The organism is Mesorhizobium sp. EU05-FHT14A09, from assembly GCF_058790995.1.
This window is the reverse complement of record NZ_JBYTDF010000016.1, coordinates 69,281-96,191: the sequence shown is the minus strand read 5'-3', so window position 1 is coordinate 96,191 and position 26,911 is coordinate 69,281. Positions and strand designations below refer to the sequence as shown.

Annotated in this window: 24 protein-coding genes; 16 read left to right on the top strand and 8 right to left on the bottom strand. The window is 62.2% G+C overall.

Annotation, left to right across the window (positions count from 1 at the left end):
- The first annotated feature begins 142 nt into the window (after positions 1-142).
- The 3 genes from AC3WTO_RS30725 (at position 143) to AC3WTO_RS30715 (ending at position 3,669) form a co-directional block, all read left to right on the top strand.
- Complete coding sequence (locus tag AC3WTO_RS30725; RefSeq protein WP_492464985.1) at positions 143-1,237, top strand: porin; 1,095 nt, start codon at positions 143-145, stop codon at positions 1,235-1,237.
- A 114-nt stretch (positions 1,238-1,351) separates the two neighbouring features.
- Complete coding sequence (locus tag AC3WTO_RS30720) at positions 1,352-2,524, top strand: serine hydrolase domain-containing protein (RefSeq protein WP_492464984.1); 1,173 nt, start codon at positions 1,352-1,354, stop codon at positions 2,522-2,524.
- Between the two features lie 89 nt (positions 2,525-2,613).
- Positions 2,614-3,669, top strand: coding sequence for a dipeptidase (locus AC3WTO_RS30715; protein ID WP_492464983.1), 1,056 nt, complete (start codon positions 2,614-2,616; stop codon positions 3,667-3,669).
- Between the two features lie 59 nt (positions 3,670-3,728).
- Here AC3WTO_RS30715 and AC3WTO_RS30710 read toward each other — a convergent pair whose 3' ends face one another.
- The 4 genes from AC3WTO_RS30710 to AC3WTO_RS30695 form a co-directional block, all read right to left on the bottom strand.
- The gene (locus tag AC3WTO_RS30710; protein WP_492464982.1) at positions 3,729-4,829 is read right to left on the bottom strand and encodes an alcohol dehydrogenase family protein; all 1,101 of its coding nucleotides are present in this window, start codon (positions 4,827-4,829) and stop codon (positions 3,729-3,731) included.
- A 5-nt stretch (positions 4,830-4,834) separates the two neighbouring features.
- Positions 4,835-6,214: an aspartate aminotransferase family protein gene (locus AC3WTO_RS30705; RefSeq protein WP_492464981.1), complete on the bottom strand. Its 1,380-nt coding sequence runs from the start codon at positions 6,212-6,214 to the stop codon at positions 4,835-4,837.
- 29 nt (positions 6,215-6,243) lie between these two features.
- The gene (locus tag AC3WTO_RS30700; protein WP_492464980.1) at positions 6,244-7,737 is read right to left on the bottom strand and encodes an NAD-dependent succinate-semialdehyde dehydrogenase; all 1,494 of its coding nucleotides are present in this window, start codon (positions 7,735-7,737) and stop codon (positions 6,244-6,246) included.
- Between the two features lie 125 nt (positions 7,738-7,862).
- Positions 7,863-8,351, bottom strand: coding sequence for an Lrp/AsnC family transcriptional regulator (locus AC3WTO_RS30695; RefSeq protein WP_492464979.1), 489 nt, complete (start codon positions 8,349-8,351; stop codon positions 7,863-7,865).
- Positions 8,352-8,435: 84 nt separating this feature from the next.
- Here AC3WTO_RS30695 and ehuR point away from each other — a divergent pair, with 84 nt between their 5' ends.
- From ehuR to doeB, 10 genes are all read left to right on the top strand, one after another.
- Positions 8,436-9,821, top strand: a complete 1,386-nt coding sequence (gene ehuR, locus AC3WTO_RS30690) for a MocR-like ectoine utilization transcription factor EhuR (RefSeq protein WP_492464978.1) — start codon at positions 8,436-8,438, stop codon at positions 9,819-9,821.
- Positions 9,822-10,078: 257 nt separating this feature from the next.
- Positions 10,079-10,864, top strand: coding sequence for an ectoine/hydroxyectoine ABC transporter ATP-binding protein EhuA (ehuA, locus tag AC3WTO_RS30685; protein WP_492464977.1), 786 nt, complete (start codon positions 10,079-10,081; stop codon positions 10,862-10,864).
- A gap of 81 nt (positions 10,865-10,945) precedes the next feature.
- On the top strand, positions 10,946-11,797 hold the full coding sequence (ehuB, locus tag AC3WTO_RS30680) for an ectoine/hydroxyectoine ABC transporter substrate-binding protein EhuB (RefSeq protein WP_492464976.1): 852 nt from the start codon (positions 10,946-10,948) through the stop codon (positions 11,795-11,797).
- 76 nt (positions 11,798-11,873) lie between these two features.
- Positions 11,874-12,533 (top strand): ectoine/hydroxyectoine ABC transporter permease subunit EhuC, encoded by a 660-nt coding sequence (ehuC, locus tag AC3WTO_RS30675; RefSeq protein ID WP_492464975.1) that lies wholly within the window; start codon positions 11,874-11,876, stop codon positions 12,531-12,533.
- The gene (ehuD, locus tag AC3WTO_RS30670; protein ID WP_492464974.1) at positions 12,533-13,192 is read left to right on the top strand and encodes an ectoine/hydroxyectoine ABC transporter permease subunit EhuD; all 660 of its coding nucleotides are present in this window, start codon (positions 12,533-12,535) and stop codon (positions 13,190-13,192) included. The genes ehuC and ehuD overlap by 1 nt, the downstream gene beginning before the upstream one ends.
- A gap of 2 nt (positions 13,193-13,194) precedes the next feature.
- On the top strand, positions 13,195-13,968 hold the full coding sequence (gene eutA, locus AC3WTO_RS30665; protein WP_492464973.1) for an ectoine utilization protein EutA: 774 nt from the start codon (positions 13,195-13,197) through the stop codon (positions 13,966-13,968).
- A gap of 5 nt (positions 13,969-13,973) precedes the next feature.
- A complete protein-coding gene (gene eutB, locus AC3WTO_RS30660) occupies positions 13,974-14,954 on the top strand; it encodes a hydroxyectoine utilization dehydratase EutB (protein WP_492464972.1) in 981 nt (326 codons plus the stop codon).
- Positions 14,951-15,943 carry a cyclodeaminase gene (locus AC3WTO_RS30655; protein ID WP_492464970.1) on the top strand — a complete coding sequence of 331 codons (993 nt, stop codon included), beginning with the start codon at positions 14,951-14,953 and terminating at the stop codon, positions 15,941-15,943. The genes eutB and AC3WTO_RS30655 overlap by 4 nt, the downstream gene beginning before the upstream one ends.
- 39 nt (positions 15,944-15,982) lie before the next feature.
- Positions 15,983-17,161: an ectoine hydrolase DoeA gene (gene doeA / locus AC3WTO_RS30650; RefSeq protein WP_492464969.1), complete on the top strand. Its 1,179-nt coding sequence runs from the start codon at positions 15,983-15,985 to the stop codon at positions 17,159-17,161.
- Positions 17,162-17,163: 2 nt separating this feature from the next.
- The gene (gene doeB, locus AC3WTO_RS30645) at positions 17,164-18,159 is read left to right on the top strand and encodes a N(2)-acetyl-L-2,4-diaminobutanoate deacetylase DoeB (protein ID WP_492464968.1); all 996 of its coding nucleotides are present in this window, start codon (positions 17,164-17,166) and stop codon (positions 18,157-18,159) included.
- A gap of 118 nt (positions 18,160-18,277) precedes the next feature.
- Here doeB and AC3WTO_RS30640 read toward each other — a convergent pair whose 3' ends face one another.
- Complete coding sequence (locus tag AC3WTO_RS30640) at positions 18,278-19,834, bottom strand: GumC family protein (RefSeq protein WP_492464967.1); 1,557 nt, start codon at positions 19,832-19,834, stop codon at positions 18,278-18,280.
- A gap of 132 nt (positions 19,835-19,966) precedes the next feature.
- Positions 19,967-21,082, bottom strand: a complete 1,116-nt coding sequence (locus tag AC3WTO_RS30635; protein WP_492464966.1) for a glycosyltransferase — start codon at positions 21,080-21,082, stop codon at positions 19,967-19,969.
- On the opposite strand from AC3WTO_RS30635, the gene AC3WTO_RS30630 reads away from it, so the two are divergent.
- Together AC3WTO_RS30630 and AC3WTO_RS30625 are read left to right on the top strand one after the other, a co-directional pair.
- The gene (locus AC3WTO_RS30630; RefSeq protein ID WP_492464965.1) at positions 21,081-21,443 is read left to right on the top strand and encodes a hypothetical protein; all 363 of its coding nucleotides are present in this window, start codon (positions 21,081-21,083) and stop codon (positions 21,441-21,443) included. The genes AC3WTO_RS30635 and AC3WTO_RS30630 overlap by 2 nt on opposite strands.
- Before the next feature lie 51 nt (positions 21,444-21,494).
- Positions 21,495-22,802 carry a VpsF family polysaccharide biosynthesis protein gene (locus AC3WTO_RS30625; protein ID WP_492464964.1) on the top strand — a complete coding sequence of 436 codons (1,308 nt, stop codon included), beginning with the start codon at positions 21,495-21,497 and terminating at the stop codon, positions 22,800-22,802.
- A 5-nt stretch (positions 22,803-22,807) separates the two neighbouring features.
- On the opposite strand, the gene AC3WTO_RS30620 is transcribed toward AC3WTO_RS30625, so the two are convergent.
- The gene (locus tag AC3WTO_RS30620; RefSeq protein ID WP_492464963.1) at positions 22,808-24,292 is read right to left on the bottom strand and encodes a glucosamine inositolphosphorylceramide transferase family protein; all 1,485 of its coding nucleotides are present in this window, start codon (positions 24,290-24,292) and stop codon (positions 22,808-22,810) included.
- 258 nt (positions 24,293-24,550) lie between these two features.
- Between AC3WTO_RS30620 and AC3WTO_RS30615 the strand changes: the two genes are divergently transcribed.
- On the top strand, positions 24,551-25,354 hold the full coding sequence (locus AC3WTO_RS30615; protein WP_492464962.1) for a WecB/TagA/CpsF family glycosyltransferase: 804 nt from the start codon (positions 24,551-24,553) through the stop codon (positions 25,352-25,354).
- Here AC3WTO_RS30615 and AC3WTO_RS30610 read toward each other — a convergent pair.
- Entirely contained in the window at positions 25,344-26,789 is a 1,446-nt protein-coding gene (locus AC3WTO_RS30610) for a lipopolysaccharide biosynthesis protein (protein WP_492464961.1), read from the bottom strand. The two genes, AC3WTO_RS30615 and AC3WTO_RS30610, sit on opposite strands and share 11 nt — an antisense overlap.
- Between the last annotated feature and the right edge of the window lie 122 nt (positions 26,790-26,911).

Sequence of the window (26,911 nt, the reverse complement as noted above, 5' to 3'; positions counted from 1 at the left end):
GCCGACCTCGTCTCACACACCGTCACACAGGACTACACTAGACGCCTCCTCAAGGCTTCCGAGGGGTTCGTCAGGGCAACAAGGGATGCCGAACTTTCGAGACTTCAAACAAAACCAATGAAAAACCAACAGAGGGAAGACAATGAAATCTGGTCTGGTTCTGGGGGGCTTGAGCGCACTCCTGTTTGAAATCCCACACCCCGCCGCAGCGGAAACGGAGATTATCCCCGATCCCGAGCCGGCCCAATACCTCCGCGCCTGTGATGTGATGGGCGCGGGATTTATCCAGCTTCCGCAAAGCGATGTCTGCCTGAAGATCGGCGGTTATGTCAGCTACGAAGTCTCAGCCGGTGCCGACGTCTACACCGGCGAACGCAAGAAGAGCTGGGGCCAGCATACCAAAGCCAAGCTGAATGCCGACGCCCGCTCGGAAACCGAATTGGGGGCTCTGAACACATTTTTCCAGATCGAGGCAAACTTCACCGACGGCACCAATGAAGGCGCGAGCTTTTCCGCAGCAACGATCGAATTGGGGGGGCTGTTGATCGGCGCTTCGGACTCACAGTTCGATGTCTGGCTGGGATCGGCCGGCAATGTCTCGAGCGACGACGTCATTCCTTATGCCGGCGGCATGACCAATCAGGTCAGCTATACGGCGCGGCTCGGCAACGGGCTTTCAGCCATGTTCGGAGCGGAGCAGGGGGCGAGCGCCGACACCAGCAGCAAGGAAGGAGAGATCGAAGACGACGAGGAAGGTGAGGGGCCCGTCGCGCCTGACATGCAGGACCATCTGATCGACAGCTACATGCCGCATCTGGTCGGAGGGTTGAAGCTCGAAAGGCACTGGGGAGCGATCGCAACCATCCTCGGCTATGATGCCGTGTTCCAGGAGATCGCCGCGAAGGTACGACTGGATCTGCGATTGGGTGGTCCGTTCACGGCATTCGTCATGGGCGGCTATCAGTCCGATCCCGAGAAGCCGAATTATTATGGAGCGTGGGATGGCACCTATGCCGCATGGAGCGGCCTGTCCGCCAGCCTGTCGCCGAAACTGACCCTCAACAGCCAGGTCGCCTATGCGGATTCGGGGACATACGCCCTGGCATTCAACGCCGACTATGAGGTGATCCCGGGCCTGATCGTCACGCCCGAGCTCGACTACACGTCGTTCGGCAGCAGGTCCGCGACATCCGGCGACGCGTTTGCGGGCATCCTCAGCATTCAACGCGATTTCTGATGCCGGGACCGTCCCGGCGCATGCACCAACACTTCATCGGCTGGCCACCAAGCGTCAGCCATTCCGACACCCCGGGTCCAACCGGGACATGAGAGCCACGCAAGGACATTGATCATGATTTCAACGCGACGTTCACTGCTCAAGATGGGATTGGCGGGACTGTTCATGCCGCATGTGCAAATCGCTTTGGCGGAAGACAAGCAGAAGCAGTCGTTCGAGAGCTGGCGCCGCGACTTCGAAGCCAGCGTTCCGGATCGAATGAAGGCAGCCAATGTCGTCGGCGCGTCCGTGGCGATAACGACCAGGGACAATGCCACACGTTACACGGCAGCTTTTGGTTTTGCCGACCTCAAGAAGCAGCGCAAGCTCACAGCCGACACGCCGATGCATCTGGCGTCGGTCAGCAAGCTGTTCACCGTCTCGGCCCTGGTGCAGCTGTTTGAGCGCAAGGGCTATGACCTGAACGGCGACGTCAATGATTTCATCGATTTCAAGGTCCGGAATCCTCGTCATCCGAAGCTGCCGATCACCGTGAAGCAACTTGTCACCCATACATCGAGCATCTCCGACGAGGGCTATGGTTTCGTTTCATTCCCCGGCGATCCGACCCAAAGCCTGCCGGATCTGCTGAAGGGCTATCTTGCGGAAGGCGGCAGTGCCTACTCGCCGAAATCGTTCCTCAAGGGAAAACCCGGCACCAAATGGGACTACAGCAATATCGCGATCGCCCTGGCGGGCTACATCGTCGAACACGTCAGCAAGCAGAAATTCCCTTCCTATGTGGCGGCCAACGTGCTTGAGCCGCTCGGCATCCGGAATGCCCATTGGTATCTAAAGGACTTCGCGCCAGATGTGCTCGCCAAGCCCTATCAGTATGAAAAGGGTGAGTTCGTCGAGTTGCCGCAGCAGGGCTATCCAGACGTGCCCGCCGGCATGCTGCGCTGTTCCGCCAGCGATCTCGCGAAAGCACTGCACGCGATGCTGGGACAGGAAACGGGCAACAAAGCCATCCTGTCCCAAGCTGCAGTCCGCAACATGTTGCGTCGGCAGGTGGATCGCAAGATCTACCCCTATCAGGGTCTTTGCTGGACGGAAGAGGAGACTGCGACCCACAAGGCTGTCGGACACACCGGCAGCGACAATGGCGCCCTCAACATGGTCATCCTGACCAAGGACAAGAGCCAGGCGGTGGCCGTGCTGATGAACATCGACGGCACGGACGAAAACCGGAAGTTCCGAGCTTCGGTTGCCGATGATCTGCTCGTTGGCGCGAAGCTTGCCCGATAAGCCTGGACCGAAATCAGACTGAAGAACAGGGGGCGCACCGGCTGTTACCCGGCGCGCTTCCAGCCCAACACGCAAAGTACAAGACAATCATGCCCGATCTCATTCCCGTTTTTGACGGCCACAACGATACGTTGCTCAACCTCCACCTCTCGACCGAGGCCGACAAGGTGCGGCTTTTCACGGAAGGCGCGCCGGCGACTTGGCATATCGACCTGCCGCGAGCCCGCAAGGGTGGCTTCGCCGGCGGCATGTTCGCCATCTTCGCGCCCTCACCGGGAGAAGAGGATCCCGGCTTCACCGCCTCGGTGCTGGGCAATGACGAACCCTTGCCGCCGCCATTGCCGACGGAGGAAGCGCGTTTACCCACCCTCGCCATGGCCTCGATCCTGTTCAGGCTCGAGCGTGCCGCCGCTCTTGCAGTCTGCCGCAGCGCGGCCGACATCCGGGTCGCGATGGAACGTGATGTGATCGCGGCCGTTTTCCACATCGAGGGCGCCGAGGCGATCGATGCCGATTTCGTCATGCTGGATGTGCTGCACGCGGCCGGGCTGCGTTCGCTCGGTCCGGTCTGGAGCCGTCCCAACATCTTTGGCCACGGCGTGCCGTTCCGCTATCCGTCATCTCCCGATACCGGGCCGGGGTTGACCGATACCGGCAAGGCGCTGGTCAGGGCCTGCAACCAGCTGAACATCCTGGTCGACCTTTCTCACATCAACGAAAAGGGGTTCCGTGACGTTGCGGCCATCAGCGACGCACCGCTGGTGGCGACGCATTCCAACGTGCATTCGATCTGCCCGCACGCGCGCAACCTCACCGACTGGCAGCTCGACGCGATCCGTGAGACGCGTGGCATGGTCGGGCTGAACTTCGCCGTCGAATTCCTCCATCCCGATGGCCCGGACGGCAAGAGCGCCGAACTCGACACGATGCTGCGCCACCTCGACGCCATGCTGCAGCGGCTGGGCGAAGACGGAGTCGGCCTGGGTTCTGACTTCGATGGCGCACCGATCCCCGCGGAGATCGGCGACGTATCGGGCCTGCCGCGGTTGATCGAAGCGCTCGAGCGTCACGGCTATGGACGCGACCTGATCGAGAAGATCGCCTGGAGGAACTGGGTCGGTGTCCTGGAGCGGACGATCGGTTAGAGCACTCCAAGGAAAGTGTGTGGCGGAGCTGGAGTGTCCTGCGAGAAAACGGAAACGCTCTAGCCGCGCTGCCACATCGCGTCAGGCACGACCACCAGCTTGCCGACGAAGTCCTTGGCCATGAAGTCGGTCTGGGCGTTGTGGAAATCCGAGAGCCGATAAACGCCGCCGACCAGCGGCTTGATCTTCTTCTCCTCGATGTAGCGCACGATGCGGCGGAAGTCGGCGCGTGTGCCCTGCGAGGAGCCGTGGAGCTGAAGCTGCTTCAGATACATGGTTCTGAGATCGAGCTGCACCACAGGCCCGGCGATCGCGCCGGCCGTGGTGTAGCGGCCTTCCGGCCGCAGGATGCGCAACAGGTCGTTGAAGGCCGGTCCGCCGACGAGGTCGGCGACCACGTCGATCGGCTTGCCACCGGTCACCTCGGCCACCGCGCCGGGCAGGTCGGCGACGCCGCGCGTGATGACCTTCTCCGCGCCGATGTCGAGCAGCGCCTGTTCCTTGCCCTTTCCGACCACGGCATAGGGGATGGCGCCACGCGCACGGACCAACTGCACGATGCCCGAGCCGACACCGCCCGATGCGCCTGTGACCAGAACGCGCTCACCTGCCTGCAGTCGAACGCGTTCCAGCATCTGCTCGCCGGTCAGGTAGGCGCAGCAGAAGGTCGCCAGCTCGATGTCGGTGAGCTCGGTCTCCACCACATGCGCATTCTCGGCCGGCACCACCTGGTATTCGGCGTAACCGCCGTCGCGGCCATGGCCCATATAGTCGATGTCTGCCAGGGAATCGTCGTCGCGATTGTAGATGGAGAAATCCACCATCACCCGTTCGCCGAGCCGCCTGGGCGACACGCCTTCGCCGACGGCGACGATCGCGCCCACCGTGTCGGTGCCCTGGATGCGTGGAAAGGTCAGTGTGTTACCCTGGCGGCGCCAGGTGGAAACGGCCGCTGCATCCTCCTCCGTACCGTAGGCGCCTTGCCGCACCCACACATCGGTATTGTTCATACCGCAGGCCGTTACCTTGACCAGCACTTCGCCGGCGGCAGGTTTCGGCACGCGCGCATCGGTACGGTAGACAAGCTTCTCGAGCCCGCCATGGCCGGTCAACAGAACGGCGGCCATGGTGTCGGGCAAAGGTCTGGCAATCGCGTTCATGCTTCTTAGACCTTGGAAAAGACGCTTTGCACCGCATCGGCGGTTTTCTCAACGATGGTGTCGGCTTCCTGCCTGGTCAGGCAGAGCGGTGGTGCGAAGCCGAGGATGTCGCCTTGCGGCATCGCCCGGGCAATGACGCCGCGCTCCAGCAGGGCCACGGATACCTGCGGCCCGATCTTCTCGGAAGCGTCGAAGAAGACGCGCCCGTCGCGGTCCCTGACGAATTCCACCGCCGCCAGCATGCCTTCGCCGCGCACCTCGCCGACATTCTTGTGGTCGCCCAACGCCTTGCTCAGCTGCTGGTTGAGATAGGCGCCGGTTTCGCCAGCATTTTTCACCAGCCCCATCTCGTCGATGAGCTCCAGATTGGCGACCCCGGCCGCGGCGCAGATCGGATGCGCCGAATAGGTCCAGCCATGGCCGATCGGGCCGAGCTTGTCGGAACCTTCCACCAGCACCTTCCACATCGTGTCGCGCACGATGACGCCGGAGAGCGGCGCATAGGCCGAAGTTAACCCCTTGGCGATGGTGATAAGGTCGGGTTTTATGCCGTAATGGTCGGAGCCGAACATCGTACCCAGCCGGCCGAAGCCGGTCACCACTTCGTCGGCGACCAGCAGGATGTCGTATTTGGCAAGCACGGCCTGGATCTTCTGCCAGTAGCCGGCGGGTGGCGGCACGATACCGCCGGTGCCAAGCACCGGTTCGCCGATGAAGGCCGCGATCGTTTCGGGTCCCTGTGCCAGGATCAGCGCCTCGAGCTGGTCGGCGCAATATTGCGAGAACTGCTCCTCGGTCTGCGATCGGTCGGCGCGACGATAATAATAGGGTGCCTCGGTGTGCAGGATCGGCGCGCGCGGCAGGTCGAAGGCGTTGTGGAAGCCGGCAAGGCCGGTCAGCGAACCGGTCATCACGCCCGAGCCGTGATAGCCGCGCCAGCGCGAGATGATCTTTTTCTTCTCCGGCTTGCCGCGGACGTTGTTGTAGTACCAGATCAGCTTGATGTTGGTTTCGTTCGCGTCGGAGCCAGACAGGCCGAAATAGACGCGTGACATGCCCTGTGGCGCGCGGTCGATGATCATCTTGGCGAGCTTGATCGAGGTCTCGGTGCCGTGCCCGACATAGGCGTGGTAGTAGGCGAGGCTGCTGGCCTGTTTGGCGATGGCATCGGCGATCTTCTGGCGGCCATAGCCGACATTGACGCAGTAGAGCCCGGCAAAGGCGTCGAGGCTCTTCCTGCCGGTCGTATCCCAGACGGTAACGCCTTCGCCACCGGCCATGACGCGGTTCGGCATCTCGCCGCGCGCATGCATGCCCATATGGGTCGAGGGATGGAAGAAGTGGTCGCGATCCCAGGCGGTGAGTTCGTTGGATTGTTGCAGCATGTCGTCTCCTTTTTGTCTCAGCCGCCGGCTCACGCCAGATCGAAGCAGATGTATTTGAGGTCGGTGAAGGCCTCCAGGCCGTGGCGCGAACCCTCGCGCCCGACACCGGATTGTTTGACGCCGCCGAAGGGGATCGGGGCGCCGGTGATCTTGACCCGGTTGACGGCCACCATGCCGTAGTCCAGCGCGCTTGCCAGCCGCCGCTGGCGCGCGCCATTCTCGGTGACGGCATAGGCGACGAGACCGTATTCGGAAGCATTGGCGCGGGCGACGACTTCGTCCTCGGCATCGAAGGGCGTGATCGCCGCCACAGGGCCGAATGTCTCCTCACGCATGATCAGCGCGTCGTCGGAAAGGTCGGCCAGCACGGTCGGCTTGTAGAACAGCGCACCCGCCGCATGACGTTCGCCGCCGCAGAGCAGACGCGCGCCCCTGGTCGTGGCATCCTTCACCTGTTCGTCGACTTTCTTCACCGCCCGCTCGTGCATCAGCGGGCCGATGTCGCTGTCGGCGGCGAGGCCGCCGCCGACCTTCAGCGCCGAGACCTTTTCGGTGAAGGCCGCGCAGAAGCGATCATAGAGCGGCCGTTCGACATAAATGCGGTTGGCGGCGAGACAGTCCTGTCCCGAGGTGGCGAATTTGGCGTCGACGGCGATCTTCACTGCCTTGTCGAGGTCGGCATCGGCAAAGACGATGAGCGGCGCATGCCCGCCCAGTTCCATGACCAGGCGCTTCATCGTCGGCGCGCATTGCGCGGCGATCAGCCGTCCGATCTCGGTCGAGCCGGTGAAGCTCATCGCCCGGACACGGGCATCGACGCAGAGCTGACCGACGATGGTGGCGGCGTCGCCGGTGACCACGTTGAACACACCGGCCGGCAGGCCGGCGCGCTCGCCGAGTTCGGCAAGTGCAAGCGCCGAGAGTGGGGTCTCGGATGATGGGTGGGCAACGATGGTGCAGCCGGCTGCAAGCGCTGCCGCCGCTTTGCGCGTCAGCATCGCGGAGGGGAAATTCCACGGCGTCACCACGCCGACGACGCCGAGCGCCTCGCGCCGAACGGCCATCTCGGCACCAGGCAGGTGGCTGGTGACGGTTTCAACGTTCAGCCGTTTCGCGTCCTCCGCGTACCACTCGACGAAAGATGCGGCATAGTCGATCTCGCCGAACGATTCCTGCAGCGGTTTGCCTTGTTCCAGCGTCATCAGCAGCGCCAGGTCGTCCTTGGCCGCCACGATCAATTCGAACCATTTGCGCAGGATGATCGAACGTTGCTGTGGCAGCAGTGATTTCCAGCCGGGCAGGGCGCGGGCAGCGGCATCGATCGCCTGGCTGGTCTGTCTGGCATCGAGGGCAGCCACCCATGCCAGGCTCGCGCCGGTGGCTGGATCGGTCACCTCGAAACCGGCGGCAATGTCGCTCGCGGTCCAATGGCCGTTGACATAGGCATGCTCACGGAGGAGTCGCCGGTCGGTCAGGCCGTCAAGCGCTTCATGGCGCTGATGGGGGGCGAAATGGGCGGACATGAGGGGGCCTCCGTTTCGGATGCCTGCAGTCTAGGGACGGCGATGCGAGAGAAAGACCATTCCGCATGCGGCTGGCAGAGAAACTCTCTCTTCTGGTGGGATGGAAGAGAGAGATTCAGCGACCCTCAGTCGCCTGCGAGCAACTCCGGCAAGGGGAGCACGACCTCGTCCTTCACCGTCTTGATGACGATGTAGGTGAAGTAGCGGTCGATGCCGAGTTCGCGCTCCAGCAGCGCATCAACCAGGCGCTGGTAGGCGTCGATGTCGGAGGTCATCACCTTGAGCAGGTAGTCGACGCCACCGCCCACCGACCAGCAGGCGACGATCTCGGGAATGTCGCGGATGGCGCGCTCGAAACGCTCGAAGTCGGCCTGCCGGTGCGCGCCCAGCGTCACTTCCATCAGCACCGTGGCGATGGGAGCGATGGCGCGCATGGCGATACGGGCATGATAGCCCGAGACGATGCCGGCCTTTTCCAGCTTCGCCAGCCGCATCCAGCACGGCGTTGGCGACAATCCCACCTGCTCGGCCAGCGCCAGCTTGGTGATGCGCCCGTCTCGCTGGATGGCGTCGAGGATCTTCAGATCAATGGCGTCTAGTTTCAGTCCGGTCATAATGGTCGCTTTTCCTGTCGCCAACACCATGCAGGTGCATGATTCCGATTGTCAATTGCACTGATTTCGATCTCTAATGAAGTCATGACATTGTGGCGTCCCGATCCGGCGTTGATCCGCCGTCCTGCCTATCTATCGCTGGCCGACCAGTTCGCGCGCGCCATCCATGACGGCCGGCTGGCAAATGGCGAACGGTTGCCGACGCACCGGGCGCTGGCGGACGAACTGAAACTCTCGGTGCAGACGGTCAGCCGCGCCTACGAGGAACTGATCCGGCGCGGCCTCATCGCCGGCGAAATCGGCCGTGGCTCCTTCGTCCAGACGCAGCGCCGCGAGCCGGATCCGCCCTATCTGCCAGAGCGGCCGGGCGAAGTGATCGACCTGTCGATCCTGAAGCCGGTCTGCGAGCCGATGCACCTGGAGAAGCTGAAGCAGGCGCTCGGCTGGCTGGCCGAGACGCTGCCGGCCAGTTCGGCGCTGTCGTTCCGGCCGAACATGGTGTTTCCGCGCCATCGCGCGGTTGCGGCCGAATGGCTGAAGCTGTGCGGTCTCGAAGCTTCACCGCAGAACATCACCCTCACCAACGGTGCGACCGCCGGCATGACGGTGGCGCTGATGAGCGTGGCGCCGCCCGGTTCAACTGTGGTGACCGAGGCGATCGGCCATCACACGCTGGTGCCGCTGGCGCGTTATCTCGGCTTCCACCTGGAAGGCCTGCCGATCGACGACCATGGCATCGTGCCCGAAGCGCTGGATGAGGCCTGCCAGCTTTCCGACATCCGCGCCGTCTTCGTGCAGCCCTCGGTGATCAATCCGACCGCGACCTTGATGGGCAGTGTCCGGCGTGCGCAGATCGCCGAAGTGGCGCGCAAGCACGACATCGCCATCATCGAAAACGATGTGCTCGGTCCGCTGCTGGAGGATCGCCCTCCGCCAATTGCCTATTTCGCGCCGGAGCGTACGCTCTACGTCACTTCGTTCTCCAAGATCACCGTGCCCGGCCTGCGCATCGGTTACCTTGCCGCCCCGGATCGTTATGTCGCGGCGGTGGCCAACCGGCACCTTGTGTCGAACTGGATGGCGACGCCGATGGTGGCAGAGATCGCCAGCAAATGGGTGACGGACGGCACCGCCATGGAACTGGTGCGCTGGCAGCGCGCAGCGGTGCGCCGACGCCATGACATCGCAGCGGAAACCCTGGCCGGGGTGACGTTCCATGCCCATGCCGACGGTCTGCACCTGTGGCTGCCGCTGCCTGAGGACCGGGCGGAAGAGGGGTTCGTAGCGCAGGCGCGGCTGCAGGGCGTGGCGATTGCGCCCGGCGCATCGTTCCGCATTTCCGAAGCCCCCTGGCATCCAGCTGTGCGCATTTCGATCGGGTCGACCACCGAAAGCGAGCTGCGCACCGGCCTCGGTGTTGTCACGCGCCTGCTGCTCGCCGACCCCGAACATCTCCTGCTGGCAATCTAGACCTTCAGAAAAAGATCATGCGACGCGCCAGGGCCTCTAAGGCCCTGGGCTTCCACGCATGACCTGTGCGAGTTGGAAAAATTGTCATGAGATTATTTTGTCAATTGACATGATTTTGTTGCTTCCCCATCGTTAGGGGAATTCCAGCAAAAGTGCGCAGCGGTTTTGCGTCCGGGATTGCGTGGAAGAGTTAGAGCGTCTCCGTGAAAACGGAAACGCCCTGGCAGACAAGAATTCTCCAACACGGGGATAGACGATTGGCCGCGCCCATCATCAAGATCGACGCGATTTCGAAGAGCTTCGGTGCCTTCAAGGTGCTGGACGGGCTGTCGATGCAGGTGATGCCAGGCGAGAAGCTGGCGCTTATCGGCCCGTCGGGATCCGGCAAGACCACGATCCTCCGCATCCTGATGACGCTCGAGCGCATCGACGGCGGCCACATCGAGGTCGAGGGTGAGCAGCTCTACCATATGGAGCGCGAAGGCGCGCTGGTGCCGGCGAGCGAAAGGCATCTCGCCAGGATGCGCCAGAAGATCGGCATGGTCTTCCAGCTCTTCAACCTGTTTCCGCACAAATGCGTGCTCGACAACGTCACTCTGGCGCCGATGCTGACCAAGGGAATACCGCGTGCCGCCGCCGAGAAGCGGGCGATGGAACTGCTGGACATGGTCGGCCTTGCCGACAAGGCCAAGGCGATGCCTTCGCAGCTGTCCGGCGGCCAGAAGCAGCGGGTGGCGATCGCCAGGGCGCTCGCTTTGTCGCCTAAGATCATGCTCTTCGACGAAGTCACCTCGGCGCTCGATCCCGAACTGGTAGATGAAGTCCTGAATGTCATGCGCAAGCTCGCTGCCGAGACCGACATGACCATGCTTCTGGTGACGCACGAAATGGGTTTTGCCCACGACTTTGCCGACCGGGTGCTGTTCTTCGACCGCGGCAAGATCGTGGAAGAGGGCAAGCCCGACGACATTTTCCGCCACCCCAAACAGGAGCGCACGCAGAGCTTCCTGAAGAAGATCATCGCGGCGGGGCATCGCATCTGACGCCGAGCGGAAGCGAATGAGTGCCGCGCAGGCAACATCACGACCGCCAACAAAAACCGAAAAAACATGGAGCTGGGAACAATGAGGACATTTGCAACCACGGCAGCTATCGCCGGTTTCACACTGGGCGTCTTGGCAACTACCGCCGTCGGCAGCCGCGCTGAAGACAGCAAACTCGAACAGCTGAAGAGCCAAGGTTTTGCCCGCCTGGCAATTGCCAATGAACCGCCCTACACGGCGGTTGCGGCCGACGGCAAGGTTTCTGGCGCTGGCCCCGATGTCGCGCGTGAAGTCTTCAAGCGGCTCGGTGTGGCGGACGTCGCCGCTTCGATTTCCGAATATGGCGCGATGATCCCGGGCCTGCAGGCTCGGCGTTTCGACGTGGTGACAGCCGGCCTGTTCATGAAACCGGAGCGCTGTGCTGCCGTCGCCTATTCCGAGCCGGTGCTGTGCGACGCCGAGGCGATGCTGGTGAAAAAGGGCAATCCCAAGGGCTTCAAGAGCTATGAGGATGTTGCCAAGGACACCGCCGCCACCATCGGCGCGCCGGGTGGCGGAACCGAGGAGAAGCTGGCGCTGAATGCCGGCGTGCCGCGCGAACGCGTCATCGTGGTGCCGGATGGTCAGAGCGGCATCAAGATGCTGCAGGACGGCCGCATCGACGCCTATTCGTTGCCGGTGCTTTCGATCAACGACCTGATGAAGAAGGCCAACGATCCGAATCTCGAGGTGATCGCGCCGGTGCAGGGTGCACCCGTCTACTGCGACGGTGCCGCCTTCAACAAGAAGGACACCGCGCTGCGCGATGCCTTCGACGTCGAGCTGGCGAAGATGAAGGAGACCGGCGAGTTCGCCAAGATCATCGAGCCGTATGGCTTCTCGGCCAAAGCGGCGTTGTCGACGACGCGCGACAAGCTCTGCGCGGCAAAGTGAGACGCAATGCATTTCCTTCTCCCCGCTCACGGGGAGGAGGATGCAGCCGTCCCGTTTTCGTCAACCGGAAGACCTGATGATCGACTGGTCCGGATATCTCGACCTGATTTTGCAAGGAGCATTGGTCACCATCAAGCTGACGCTGATGGGATCGGTGCTGGCGCTTGTCATGGCGTTCCTGGCCGGGCTTGGCCGGCTGTCGCGTTTCTTCGCGGTGCGTGCGCTGGCAACGGTCTATATCGAGTTCTTTCGCGGCACTTCGATCTTCGTCCAGCTGTTCTGGGCCTATTTCGTGCTGCCCATGCTCGGCTTCGAACTGACGCCATTGCAGGCCGGCGTGCTGGCGCTCGGCCTCAATGTCGGCGCCTACGCCGCCGAAGTCGTGCGCGGTGCGGTGCAGTCGATCGGCAAGGAACAATATGAAGCCTGCACGGCGCTCAATCTCGGCCGCTGGCAAGGCATGCGCCATGTCATTCTGCCGCAGGCCCTGCTGGTGATGCTGCCGACATTCGGCAACAATGCCATCGAACTGCTCAAGGCCACGTCGGTCGTGTCATTGATCTCGTTGGCCGACCTGACGTTCCAGGCGCAGGTGGTGCGCGCCCAGACCGGCAACACGCTGGTGCCGTTCGCCACCATCCTCGTCATCTATTTCGTGCTGGCGATGTTGATCTCCTGGGGCACGCGCGGCCTGGAGCGCCGCCTGTCACGCGGTCTCGACGGAGTGCGCGTTTGATGGAATGGGATTGGGCCTTCGTTCGCGAGATCATGCCGACCCTCCTCGAGGGCGTGAAGATCACCATCCTGGCGACCATCCTGGGCTCCGCGCTCGCGGCAGGACTGGGGTTGGCAATCGCGCTGCTGCGACGTTCGGAGAACCGCATCCTCTCGCGCACGGTCGGTTTCCTTGCCGAATTCATCCGCGGCACGCCGCTTCTGGTCCAGCTCTATTTCATCTTCTACGTGCTGCCTGACTTCGGCCTGCTGCTGCCGCCATTGACCGCTGGCGTCATCGGGCTTGGCCTGCACTACGGCACCTATGCGGCCGAGGTCTATCGCGCCGGTATCGACAACGTGCCGCGCGGCCAATGGGAAGCCGCCAAGGCCTGCAATCTCAATGCCCGCCAGACCTGGACGCACATCATATTGCCGCAGGCTATCCCGCCGATGATGCCGGCACTGGCCAACTATTTCATCGCCATGTTCAAGGAAACGCCGCTGCTTTCGGCCATCACGGTGCTCGAACTGATGAACCAGGCCAAAAGCGTCGCCAACACATACTACCGCTATGTCGAGCCGATGACATTGGTCGGCGCCTTCTTCCTGGTGATCAGCCTTTTCTCGGTGGTGCTGCTGCGGTGGCTGGAACGGCGCTACGGCAAGGTGGAGCGATAAGCATGGCACCCGACATCCACCTGCATCCGGAGCGTCCGGCGCTGGACCCGCGCCCGCTGGAAAAGCGTGTCGGCCTGATCATCCTGGCGACCGACCACACCACCGAGCCGGACTACCGGCGCATGGTGGCGAGCGAGCGCATCGGCATCTATGTCGCGCGCGTCGCCTACGCCAACCCGACCACGCCGGAAAACCTGCGCAAGATGCAGCCGGCTTTGACCGCAGCCGCCGCCCTGATCCTGCCGGACGAAAAACTCGACGCCATCTGCTATTCCTGCACCTCGGCGTCGGTGGTCATAGGCGACGCCGAGATCGAGGCTGCGATACAGGTTACCAAGCCTGGCGTGACCGTGGTGACGCCGCCAATGGCGGCCATGCAAGGGCTGGAGACGCTGGGCGCCAGGACGATCAGCGTGCTGACGCCCTACACGATCGAGACCAGCCGGCCGATGGCGGATTATTTTGTCAGCCGCGGCTTCAACATCGCTTCCTTCACCTGCCTCGGCTTCGACGACGACCGCGAGATGGCCCGCATCCCGCCTTCGACGCTTGTCGAGTTGGCGCGCCAGGCCGTGCACCCGGAAGCCGACGCACTGTTCGTGTCCTGCACGGCGTTGCGTTCGGCGCTCGCTGCCGTGGCGATCGAAGAAGCCATCGGTCGCCCTGTCGTTACCTCCAACCAGGCGACCGCATGGAATTGCCTCAGGCTCTGTGGTGATGACAGCGCCTATCCCGAATGGGGCAGGCTGATGACCAGCCCATTGCCGCGTAACTGACAGCCATGGATACAGTCACCTTCCAGCATATCCTGGTCGCGCGTGATCGCATCGCGGGCAAGATCGCTGCAACGCCGGCCGTAGCCTCCGTCACCCTGTCAGAGCGCCTCGATGTCCCGGTGTACCTCAAGCTCGAGCATCGCCAGACGACGGGCAGCTTCAAGCTGCGCGGCGCTTCCAATGCGATCGCGTGGCTCGACGCCGAAGACAGGAAACGTGGCGTCGTCGCCGCCTCGACCGGCAATCACGGCCGCGCGCTCAGCTTTGCCGCGAGGCTCGAAGGCATGCGCGCTGTCATCTGCATGTCCAGGCTGGTTCCGGTCAACAAGGTCGAGGAGATTCGCCGTCTCGGTGCCGAGATCCGCATCGTCGGCAACAGCCAGGACGATGCCCAGGTCGAGGTCGAGCGGCTGGTCGCGGAAGAAGGGCTGGTCGTGGTGCCGCCCTTCGATCATCCGGCGGTGATCGCCGGGCAAGGTACGCTCGGGCTCGAGATCGTCAGTGCCGTTGCCGACGTCGCGACCGTGCTGGTGCCGCTGTCTGGCGGCGGGCTTGCGGCAGGCATTGCCGCCGCTGTGAAAGGCACCAGGCCGAACACGAGGATAGTCGGCGTTTCGATGCAGCGCGGCGCGGCCATGAAAGCCAGTCTCGATGCCGGACGGCCGGTCCAGGTCGAGGAAGTGCCGACCCTGGCAGACTCGCTCGGCGGCGGCATCGGTCTGGACAACCAGCTGACCTTCTCGATGTGTCGCGACCTGCTCGACGATGTCGTGCTGCTGTCCGAAGCGGAGATCGCCGCCGGCATCACCCACGCCTACAGCCAGGAGCGCGAGATCGTCGAGGGCGCCGGCGCGGTCGGCATTGCGGCGCTCCTGGCCGGCAAGGTCAGGCCGCGAGGCCCGGTCGTGCTGGTGCTGTCCGGCCGCAACATCGACATGGGCCGGCATCGCGACATCGTATGCGGCAAGGAGGAGCTGGCGGCATGAAGCCAATGACCATCCTCACCGAAGCGGACCTGCGCCGCCTCGTGAAGCTCGATCTCGAGGCCGTGGCCTGCGTGGAAAATGCCTTCCGCGCGCTGGCCACGGAAAAGGTGGCGATGCCGCCGATACTCAGGCTCGACATTCCCGAGCATCGCGGCGAAGTCGACGTGAAGACGGCCTATGTGCCCGGCATCGATGCTTTCGCCATCAAGATCAGTCCGGGCTTTTTTGACAACCCCACGCTTGGCCTGCCCAGCACCAATGGGCTGATGGTGCTGCTGTCGGCGGCGACCGGCGTCACTGAGGCGCTGCTGATCGACAACGGCTATCTCACAGATATCCGCACAGCCGCCGCCGGCGCGGTCGCGGCGAAACATCTTGCCCGGCCCAATGCCACGAAAGCTGCCATCTTCGGCGCCGGCATGCAGGCGAAGTTGCAACTGGAAGCGCTGAAGCTGGTGCGGCCGATCACCGAAGTCCGCATCTGGGCGCGCGATAGCGCAAAGGCGGAGATGGCCGCCGGCGAACTGCGCGAGCGGCTGGGCATCGATGTGCGGGCGGAGCCCGACGCGGCGAAAGCGGCAACGGGGGCTGACGTGATCGTCACCACAACGCCGGCGACCGAACCGCTGATCCACGCCGGCTTTGTCTCGGCCGGGCAGCACATCACCGCCATGGGCTCCGACGCCGAACACAAGAACGAGATCGCGCCGGCGGTGATCCGCATGGCCGATCTCTACGTTGCCGACAGCGCCCGGCAGACGCGGCGGCTCGGCGAACTGCACCACGCTATCGATGCAGGGCTGATGGCGACCGATGGCGTGGTCACCGAGCTTGGCCAGATCGTCGCCGGCCTCAAGGCTGGCCGGCGTACCGCAAACGATATCACGCTTGCCGATCTCACCGGCACGGGTGTGCAGGACACCGCCATCGCCACGTTGGCGCGGGATCGGGCGAGGGCGGCGGGTGCCGGAACAATCTTTGAAAGCTGATGCGGCCCCACCAAGGGCCAAAACGAGGAAACTGGAAGAATGCAGCCCAATTTGAAGTTTTCGCGCGAGGAGTATGCGCAACGCCTCGCAAAGACACGCGCGGCGATGGAGGCCAAGGGTATCGATGTGCTGATCTGCTCGGACCCTTCCAACATGGCCTGGCTGACAGGTTATGACGGCTGGTCCTTCTACGTGCATCAGGCGGTGATCGTGCCGCCGCATGGCGAGCCAATCTGGTACGGACGTGGCCAGGATGCCAACGGCGCCAAACGCACCGCCTACCTGAACCACGACAACATCATCGGCTATGCCGACCATTATGTGCAGTCGACCGAGCGCCACCCGATGGACTATCTCGCCGGCCTGCTGGCCGAGCGCGGCTGGGATGGCAAGCGGATCGGTGTCGAGATGGACAATTACTGGTTTTCGGCCAAGGCCTTCGCATCGCTGCAGCAGCACTTGCCCAATGCCCGTTTCGTCGATGCGACCGCGCTGGTCAACTGGCGGCGCGCGGTCAAGAGCGCGACCGAGATCGACTACATGCGCAAGGCCGCCCGCATCGTCGAAGCAATGCATCAGCGTATCGTCGACAAGATCGAGGTCGGCATGCGCAAATGCGATCTCGTCGCCGAGATCTATGATGCCGGCATCCGCGGCGCCGATGGCTTCGGTGGCGATTATCCGGCGATCGTGCCGCTGCTGCCGTCGGGCGAGGATGCGTCGGCACCGCACCTCACCTGGGACGACAAGCCGATGAAGGCGGGCGAGGGCACCTTCTTCGAGATCGCCGGTTGTTACCACCGCTATCATTGCCCGCTTTCACGCACGGTCTTCCTCGGCAAGCCGACGCAGGCTTTCCTGGACGCCGAGAAGGCGACGCTCGAAGGCATGGAAGCCGGCCTGGCGGCAGCGAGGCCCGGCAACACCTGCGAGGACATTGCCAACGCCTTCTTCGCCGTGTTGAAGAAATACGGCATCGTCAAGGATAACCGCACCGGCTATCCGATCGGCATCTCCTATCCGCCGGACTGGGGCGAACGCACCATGAGCCTGCGCCCCGGCGACCGCACCGAGCTGAAGCCTGGCATGACATTCCATTTCATGACCGGACTGTGGCTGGAGACGATGGGTCTGGAGATCACGGAATCGATCCTGATTACCGAGACCGGGGTCGAGTGCCTGGCCAACGTGCCGCGCAAGCTGGTGGTGAAGGACTGACGATGTCACGGCCTTCTCCCATATCCGCGTCCGTCGACTTTGGTCGCGACGGCGTCCAGCACGGCTTCCTGCGGTTGCCCTACAGCCGCGACGATTCCGCCTGGGGCTCGGTGATGATCCCGATCTGTGTGGTGAAGAACGGCGCCGGCCCGGCCGCGCTACTCACCGGCGGCAATCACGGCGACGAGTATGAAGGTCCTCTGGCGCTCTATGAACTCGCGCGCACGCTCGATCCGAAAGCGGTTTCCGGCACGGTGATCATCGTGCCCGCGATGAACTATCCGGCCTTCCGCGCCGGCACGCGGACCTCGCCGATTGACAAGGGCAACATGAACCGCAGCTTCCCTGGCCGTCCCGACGGCACGGTCACGGAGAAGATCGCCGACTACTTCCAGCGTGAACTGCTGCCCCGCGCCGATGTCGTCTTCGATTTCCATTCCGGCGGGCGCACGCTGGATTTCGTGCCGTTCTGCGCCGCCCATATCCTGCCAGACAAGAAACAGGAGGCCCGCGCCTTCGCAGCGGTCGACGCCTTCTCCGCGCCCTTTTCGATGAAGATGCTCGAGATCGATGCGGTCGGCATGTACGACACGGCGGCCGAGGAGATGGGCAAGGTCTTTGTCACCACCGAACTCGGTGGCGGCGGCACCTCACGCGCCGAGACGGTGCGCATCGCCAGGCGCGGCATCCTGAATGTGCTTCGCCATGAAGGTATCGTCGAAGGTGCTGTCGAGAGACTGCCGACACGTTGGCTCGACATGCCGTCCGGCGACTGCTTCTGCTTTGCCGAGGAGGACGGCATGATCGAGACGATGGTCGATCTCGGTGAACCGATCGACGCTGGCGCGGTCGTCGCGCGCATCCATTCGACCGGCCGCACCGGGCAGTCGCCGCAGGAGGTCAGGGCGAAGATTTCCGGTCTGCTCGCAGCCCGGCATTTTCCCGGACTGGTGAAGGCAGGGGATTGCGTGTCGGTGATGGCTGTCGTGGAGGAATGAGCCCATCCAGAGAAGAGGGTTGGCTCAGTCTGCAGCACAAATGTGCAGCGCTTTTGCGCTCGGAATCTCATAAAACAAATAGATAGAGCGTTTCCGTGAGAGCGGAAACGCTCGGATATCAGGCCAGGCCGGCATTGGTTTCCGGGCGGCTTGGCGGGTTGCGCATATCCCGCAGGATGCCCAAGGCAATCGCCAGCAGCATGCCGAGCACAAAACCACCCACGGCGCCCAGGCCGATCATGATGGGGGTGCTCGGCGGCCATGAGCGTGCATTCGGCGGCACCGCCATGGAAATCACCTGCACGTTGGTGGTGTCGATCTGCTCGCGCTCGGTGATCTGGCGGGCGCGCGACAGGAAGCTCTCGTAGATCGCGCTCTTCGATGCCGCGTCGCGCAGAAGCTCGCGCAGAGTGACCTCCGATTCATTGTCGTCGAAGACACTGCCCTTCAGGTCGTTCATCCTGGCGTTGAGGGAAGCCAGCGAGGCCTTGCTCCTGTTGAGATCGGCTTTTGCCTGCTCGACGGTGCGCGCGTATTCGGTTCTCAGCTGCTGGTCCACTGTCCCGAGTTCCGTCCTGAGGCGGACAATCACCGGGTGGCGGGGGCCGAGGGTCATGGCCTGTGAATCGATTTGCTGCCGCAAGCCGTTTGCCCTCTCGCGCAACTGGGCGAGTGCCCCTGACGCTTCCGGCGTAGCGGGGCTTCCGTTGATGCCCGAGGCAACCAGGGCGTCCAGGTTCGCTTTCGCGGCGACAGCGCGTGCCTGTTCTTCGACGATCTGGCCGTTGAGTTGCGTCATGGTTTGGGAGCTGACAAGCTGGCCATTGCTCGAAGACAGGTTACGGCTGCGCCTGTAGGCTTCGACCTTTTCTTCCGCCGCCTGCACGTCGTCCTTGAGTTGGCCGAGTCTGGCGTCGAGAGCTGCCGCCGCCCGCTTCGCTCCGGAGGCGTCGGTGCTCGCCAGTTCTTCCTGGAAGCTTTCGGCGATCTTCTGCGAAATCTCGACGGCTTTTTCCGCGGTTCGCGCCGTTACGGACAGTGTCGTTACAAACGATTTGTCATCCGAGGCGGTCTTGACCTTGGTTTGCAGGGATCTCAGCGCAGCGAGTTTCGGATCGGGCTTGGGGGCTCCTGCGTCATCGTCTTTGCTTTTGGGATTGTAGAATTCCGGGTCATTGAAAAGTTCGAGCTCGTCGACGACACGCGACAAGACGCTGTTGGAGGTCAGGACACGCTGCTTGCTGCGGGCACTCAGGATCTGGCTGTCGATCTGGCCGGACTGAGGGTAGAGGTCGTTCTGGATAACCTGCAGGTTGCCCGGGTTGATCAGGATGTCCGTTGTGACGGTGTAGCGTTGCTTGGCCAGCAGCGCATAAGCACCGCCGGCGATGCCACCGACGATGGCCAGCAGACATGCCATGATGAGGCCAGCGCGTAGCCAGGTGAACAGGCGCCGAAAATCGAGTTCGAGAAAGGATCCGATCTTGTCCAACGTCACCGTTACGACAGGCTCGGGTTCGTTGGCGATCACAGGCTCCGATGTGAGCGCGCGTGCCACGGTCGAAGCGCGTTGCTGGGCTTTCTGGGCGCTGGCCCGCCGCGCATTTTCGATCCGCTCATAGGGGCTGATACCGGCGCCCGCCGCGGACGTAGGAGGGCGGGGACCCGCGGACATCGTGTTAACCCTTGCTAATATTCACCACGCTTCCTGAGTACCGAAACATGGTTAATATTTTGTTTTCCATGTTGGACGCGGGCTGATGATACGATGCCTGGTCCTCAGGGCCGACGGTGCGCGGTACTGGTCTTATGCGTCGAGCAGCGCTTCGTAGCGATCGCCGATCTTTCTGACATCGAAGTCCGCGGCCCTGCTTTTCAGGACGGCGGCAGGGATCGGCCGCTCCAATGTTTCGGACATCACCTTTGCCAAGGCAGCCGCATCGCCAACCGGCACCAGCGGGCCGAAACGGCCGTTCTCGAGGATCTCACGCGGACCATGCGGTGCGTCCGTGGAAACCACGGGAACTCCAGCGGCCATCGCTTCGATCAATACGTTGCCAAAACCTTCGCTCGTCGATGACAGCACAAACAGGTCGGCTTCAACATAACAGGCTGCGGGATCGCTGACGTAGCCGGCAAAGAGCACGTCGGCGGCGATTCCGGTTTCCTCGGCATAGGTACGCAGATCCGCGTTGAGCGGGCCTTCGCCGAAGATGACGAGACGAGCCGGGCGGCTGGTGCGCAGGGTCGCGAAGGCCCGCAGCAGGGTGCGATGATCCTTGACCGGCACGAGGCGGCCTGCAGTCACGATGACCGGACCTCCGCCCATCGCAGCCAGCCTTTCCTGCCAGGCATAGGAGCGTTTCTGGGACACCGTCGCCGGCGGCAGCGGGTTGTTGATGACGACGACCTTGGTGTCGGGAAAGCCGCGGGCGATGAGGTCACGGCCGACACCTGCCGAAACGGCAATGACTTTGGTCGTGCGTGCAGCCGTCAGCCTGGACAGTAAAGAGGTCGCCACGCGCGCGCCGCGCGTGCTCGCTGGCAACGATGCGGCTGCGTGGAAACTCGGAAAGAACTTTGCGCGGCTTCGCGCCAACAGCAGCGCCAGCGTCATGACCAGATTGGCGAATTCCGGCCCGCAATAGACCGCATCGGGGTCAAGGCGCCTGAAAAGGCGGGCGCTTCGCATCATCGCCTTCAGCGTTGCAACCTTGCCAAAGCGGGCGTCTTTCACAGCAAGGCCGAAGTCGATGAGATGCACCGCAGCGGAGCGCAGCGCGGCATTGGGTCCTTCCGCATTCCAGGTAAAAAGCGTGACGTCGTGCCCGCGGGAGGCCAGCTCGTTTGCCATCAGGACAAAGACGCGCTCAGCGCCGCCGCCGCCAAGGCTCGCTATGTGAAAGACGATGCGTTTCCCCATGACTGTGCCCTGCTGTCTGCTGTCGATCAGCCGCGCGCCATGGAGCGCGTGTCCTGGCAGGGGAGCCCAGCCGGTTCATCGCGACTGCGGCGTACCTCGCCAACTTGATCCGATCGCGGTCTTCGATGTTGAAATCCGCCTCGCCAACCATGGTATCAACTGGTTAAAATTCGCTGAGTTTCACGCGTGGCACCGACGGTTCGTTAATGTTCCATTTGCCATGTTTGTGTATCTTGTCGCATCGTCTCGTAGAGCGTTTCCGGTTTCTCCGAAAAGCTCTGACTCTTTGTTACGCAATCTGGACGCAAAACCGCTGCGCACTTTTGCTGGAATTGCTCTGCCGCGTTTTGCGGAAATTTGATCTGGTTTCATGAGCTGGAATGGCTGCTCGATACCTCCACACGGATAGACCATGAGCTCTCTCGCCGGCGGATTGGAAAGTTTGGAGGCCAGCAAGGCGCGCCGCCAGAATGCGCTGTCCATTCTGTTCCTGCTGGGTGCGGCGGTTGCTTTTCTGCTTCGCTTCGGCGTGTCGGTCCAGACGATGAACAGGTTCGTTCCCTATACGACCGAGGGCGGTTCATTCATCGTCAAATTGCATATCGGCACCTATGCGATTTGCCTGATGCTCGTCGTCGTTCTCTTCAGTCGGCCGTTTTTGTTGCACCGCAACGAAATCGCGACGTTCAAAGCCCTGCTGTATTTTTCGGCGTCCATGTTTGCGATGGTCGCTTTCCTGTTTGCTAGCGGACATGCCAGCGCCTCTGGATTTATCATCGATGGATATGCAGGGGCGGGCGCGGCTGGCCTGCTGATGCTGGGCCTCAATACAGAGGTGCGGCGTACACTGGGCGACATCGTGCTGGTTCTTCTGATCACAAGCGCCGTGATTGCCACCGTAGAGGCGATAACCCAGCATCGGTTGATGCCTTATGAGGAAGCCGAACCCGTTTTCAGACCGATCGGGCTGTCGTCGCACCCGCTGGAGCTTGGGGGAATCTGTGCCGCAGCCATCGGTTTCGCGGCGGTGACGAACTGGCGCATGTGGGTGCGACTGAGCGCTATCTTGCTGTTGTACATTGGCTGTGCGGCCTCAGGCGCTCGTACCGCGCTGATCCTCGCTTCCGGCGAAATCCTCATTCTGCTGCTTTTCGTGCGCTGGCCGCGCCTGTCGCCCAAGCATGAACGGCAGGCCAAGTTCATTGTGTTGTTGTTCACTCTGACGATTGGTGCGGCACTGGTGGCTGCATTGTTCGCAGGCGGGCTGCTCGCGCGCTTCGGTGATACGATTTTTGACGCGAATTTCATGGCGCGCGTCACGATCTACCAGGTGTATGGCTATCTCAGCTGGAAAGAGATCTTCTTCGGCATGGATGGTGCGGAGCTCCTGAAGGTCGTCAACGAGAAGCTTAATCTGCCCTTTATCGAGAGCTCGCCGGTGGTGATCTCCATGATGTTCGGTTTGCCGGCGGGGTTGCTTTTTATGACGCTGATCGTCTGGTTTATCTTCCGATTGCTGCGCGGCGTTGAGCTGCCGGCGCGGATCGGCACCATGACATTCCTGATTGCTTCGTTGTCGAACAATGCGCTTTCGTCAAAAGCGCCGAGCATTACCATGATCGTCATGTTGCTGTTGGCCTACAGCAATCCGTGGACGAGCAAAGCGCCGAGCGCTTCCGTTTCCGGTCGAAATGCAAAGCCCCATATCCGTGCCGAGTGAGGCGATCAGCCGGCGCTGTCAACCACTTCGACACGTCCCACACGATTGAGCGTGTGGATGCCCGAGCGGGCCCAGGCCGGACCCGTGTCGATCGGGCGGGGCGGGGCGAAACGCACATCGGAATCGTCGAGCTGGTCTAGCTGCATCAGCCCCAGGCCACCGCCATAGGCGTTCGACCCGTTCTGCACCGGCAGCACCGGCGTGTTGTTCTGCCGGATAAAGGCACCGCCGGGTCGGGTCCCCGAATGATCGATCGCAATAGGATTCAAGGCATGCGCAGTCCAGGGGCCGCGCAACGACGGTGCGGAATAGACAGCCATCGTATCGGATGCATTGCCGTAGCCAAATTTCTCGGTCCCCAGTAGCCAGAAGCGTCCATCTGTTTCGAGCAGCGTCGCGTCATTGAACTGCCTGCCTGTCATCAGGACGGTGTCGCGTGTCCAGCGATCCGGAAACCGTTCAGCTCGATAAAGCACTAGTTCGTGCGCGGCATTGCTTTCGGGGATCATGAAGATCTCCCCGGCATGAGCGAATACCTGCGGATAGGACAAGTGATGGGGTTCTTCGAGGACCACCTTCGGTACACCGAACGTCCCATCATCTCCCAGTTCGGCAACGGAGATCACACCGCGACCTGTCGCGTAGGGAAATTCTTCGACAAACAGATAGGACCGGCTATCGCTCTCGAAGACAAAAGGATCGGCGTAAAAGCGGTGGCCATCATCCGCGAGGACTGTGAATGGCGTGCCGTCGAGTTTGCCGGTTTCTGCGACGCCAGGCCCGTCGATCAGCCGGTAGGCGACCTGCCAATAGAAAGGGCGCTGCCGAAGTCTGAATTTTTGTCTGGCCCTGTCCCTCAGGTTCCCCAGTAAATGGGGCAGGTAGTGCCGGAGAAATCCGTTGCCTGTCGTGATCGGAGCCGGCAAATCAGTTACCGGTCCGAGTTTGCCGGCGGCAAAACGGGCGACGCTTTGTACAAGCAACGAGATGGTTCCGGCGAGCAGGTCATCGCAGCTGCGCGACAGCCAGAGACGATCCCAAAGCACGGGCCGCCCCCGGGCAACCGTCACTCCATCGCGGCGAACGGCAAGTTCTGGCAAACGTTTACGCGCCAGTATCTCAACCAGGCCTGAAGGAAAGGTGCTGTGGCCGCAAAATTCGAGTGTCAGGACCGGCACGCCTGGTCTGATGGTGCTGGCCGTTGCGTTGGCAGTGAGATCGATGACAATATCGGCAGGACCGGAATCGCTGTTCGGCAATGGATCGGAGGGACTTGCCAGCGAGGGACCAAAGCGCCAGCTCTCGATCGTCAGGACTGCATCCAATGCATGCACTGCGGGCATGGGCGTCGCTACGCGGAAGCTGGAAACCGTGTGGCCAGCCGCTTTCAAACGCGCCAAAAGTTCATGCTGCCAGCGTCGAGATCCGTCAGCGTGGCTGATAATTAATATACTGGTCAACTGAATATGTTCTTCTAGAAGCCAAACCACTTAAGCTATCTCTTGATTTGGTCTCTCCAATCAAGAGGCTAATTAAGTGAAGCCACATGGACTGGTCATAAATCGGATGTCAAGGATTAGGTCGCAGACGTACTTTCCAAACCGTTGTCACTCTAATGGTGGTTATTCGAGATCTCGTGGCGGACCTTTGGCGACCAAGTTCCTCGCGACAGACAGATCCGGCATCTATTTCGGCGGCAAAAAATCACGGATCGACCGCTCGCCACTCTCAGGCGCAGAGGAGGCCGCATGAGCGTGGCAGACTCGACATGGGCACAACACCCCTTGCTGGCGTCACGGCGATACGAATTCCTCGGAGCGCCGATCCACTCGCTGACCATGGCCGAAACAATGGCTATCATCGAAGAGGCGATCCGTTCGCGGCGGCCGTTGCATCATGTGGTCGTCAACGTCGCCACGATTGTGAGCATGCGGCAGAGCACCGAACTGCACGAAGATATCGCTGCGGCGGACATGGTCAATGTCGACGGCAAAGGCGTGCTTTGGGGCGCGCGCCTTTGTGGCCTGGCATTGCCGGAACGCGTGGCAAACTATGACGTGATGCTCAACCTGTTCGGCCTGTGCGCGGAGCGTGGTTACAAGCCGTTCCTGCTAGGCGCCGAACAATATGTCCTCGATGCGGTTGCTGCGAGACTTGCCAGGGATTACCCGAGCCTCGTGGTGGCCGGTCGGCGTAATGGCTATTTCAAGCCCGAGGACGAGGCTGGGATCGTTGAAGCGATCAATGCCTCGGGCGCCGACTGTCTCTTCGTGGCCATGCCTACGCCCTACAAGGAGCGCTTTCTCAAGCGTTATCGGGACAAGCTCAAGCCGAGCTTTGTCACGGGTGTCGGCGGCGGTTTCGACGTCTATGGCGGCAAGGTTGCCCGCGCACCGGTGCTGATCCAGGAACTCGGACTGGAGTGGGTGTTTCGCCTCGCCCAGGAGCCGCGACGCTTGTGGCGCCGCTATTACGAGACCAACACCGCCTATGCCGGATTGCTGTTTCGGGAGTTCCGGGACCGGCGCGCGCGCCGAAAGTTCAAGCTCTAGGCGCGTCGTTGGCTCTGCGCAGTTTGGCCAGGAGCAGAGTCACGGCCTCCGGATGGAGCAGCCAGACCTGTCCCAGGAAGACCACGGTACCGACCGTGCCGCCGATGGCGAGCGAAAGTGCGGGCGACACATCACCCAGCAGGTCAGTGGCAAGACGAGCGGTCAAACCGGTGACGAGCGAGATGACAATCGAAAAAGCGATGTCGCGCCATGGCACTGGCACCGGCATCAGCCTTCCGCTGATCACAATGCAGGCGACCAGGGCAACCAGCGATCCGCCCGCCAGAGCCAAAGCGGCGCCGGTTTCCGCCATTGTTGGGATCAGCAGCAGGGAGAGGGCGATCGTTCCGACAGAACCGAGCGACGTCACGATGATCAGCAGCCATGGGCGCTTGTGCGCATGGATGACGCCGCCATAAACATAGCTTGTAAGGTTCGAGCAGAGAACACCGAAGGCGATAATCGGAAACAGCAGGCTGACGCCGTGATAGTCCGCCGGCAACAGTAACCGCGTGATGTCGGTGTTGAGTGCGATAAGCATCGCAGCTACCGGCAGGCAAAGGCGGATCATCAGCGCCATCAATTGGGAAAGCAGTTGCGCTGACGCATCTCGCCCTTCCTCATCGAAGCGGCTGACCACTTCGGGAAATGCACCCATATTGATGGCGTTGGCGATCATATCGATCGGCTGCCGCGCCAACACGTAGATAGCTGCGAAATTCGCGACCGCGCCGGCATCGTAGTAGACCTTGAGAAATATCCGCTCCGCACTGTTGAGGCCGAAGCCGGCAAGAGCCATGACCACCAGTGGAACGCCAAGCGCAAAGAATTCCCTGTGCGTAAAGCGCGGCGGGCCGGGGACGAGATGACGGAAGGCCACGATGCATGCCGCGATGCCGGCGATCAGCGCGCCGAGGCTCGAGCTCAGCGAAACCGTCAGAAACGAAGGGTGGAACAGCAGGGCAGCAGCGACCGGGAGCACGAGTTGCAGCACGCCGCGCAGGGATTCAAGCGCCGAGTAGACGGAATGGCGCTGTTGCATCTGCAAGACCGTCAACGCGAAGCGGCCGATGGCGCCGGCAATCAGATAGCTGCAGACCGCGATTGCAAACTCGACCCAGCGTTCCGGTACGATCACCGCCGAAGCAACCACGGAAACGACCAGCGCCAGCAGCGTGCTGCCAAATAGCACTTCTCCCGCGAGCTTCAGGCTGCCGCGACTGACATCATCACCCTTGCCGCCGAGCCTGAGCAGGGCGATGCGCAGCCAGTTGGTGACGGCGACGTCCGTCATTTCGCCGACGGTGACCACCAGAGTAAGCAGGCCGTACTCGGTCTGGTCGATCAGCCGCGTCATGACGACGAGCAGGAGCAAAGCTGAGATGCGCGTCAGCAGGATTGCTGGGCCATAGATGAGTGTGGAGCGTAGCAGCAAAGCGTATCCCGGCAGTTCGCCTTTGATTAGCCGTTGCCCGGCATGAAATCCAGCTATATCGGCAGAGCGTGAACAGATTCAGTTTGAACTAAAGGATTGATTGTAAACCTTAGTGGCAAACT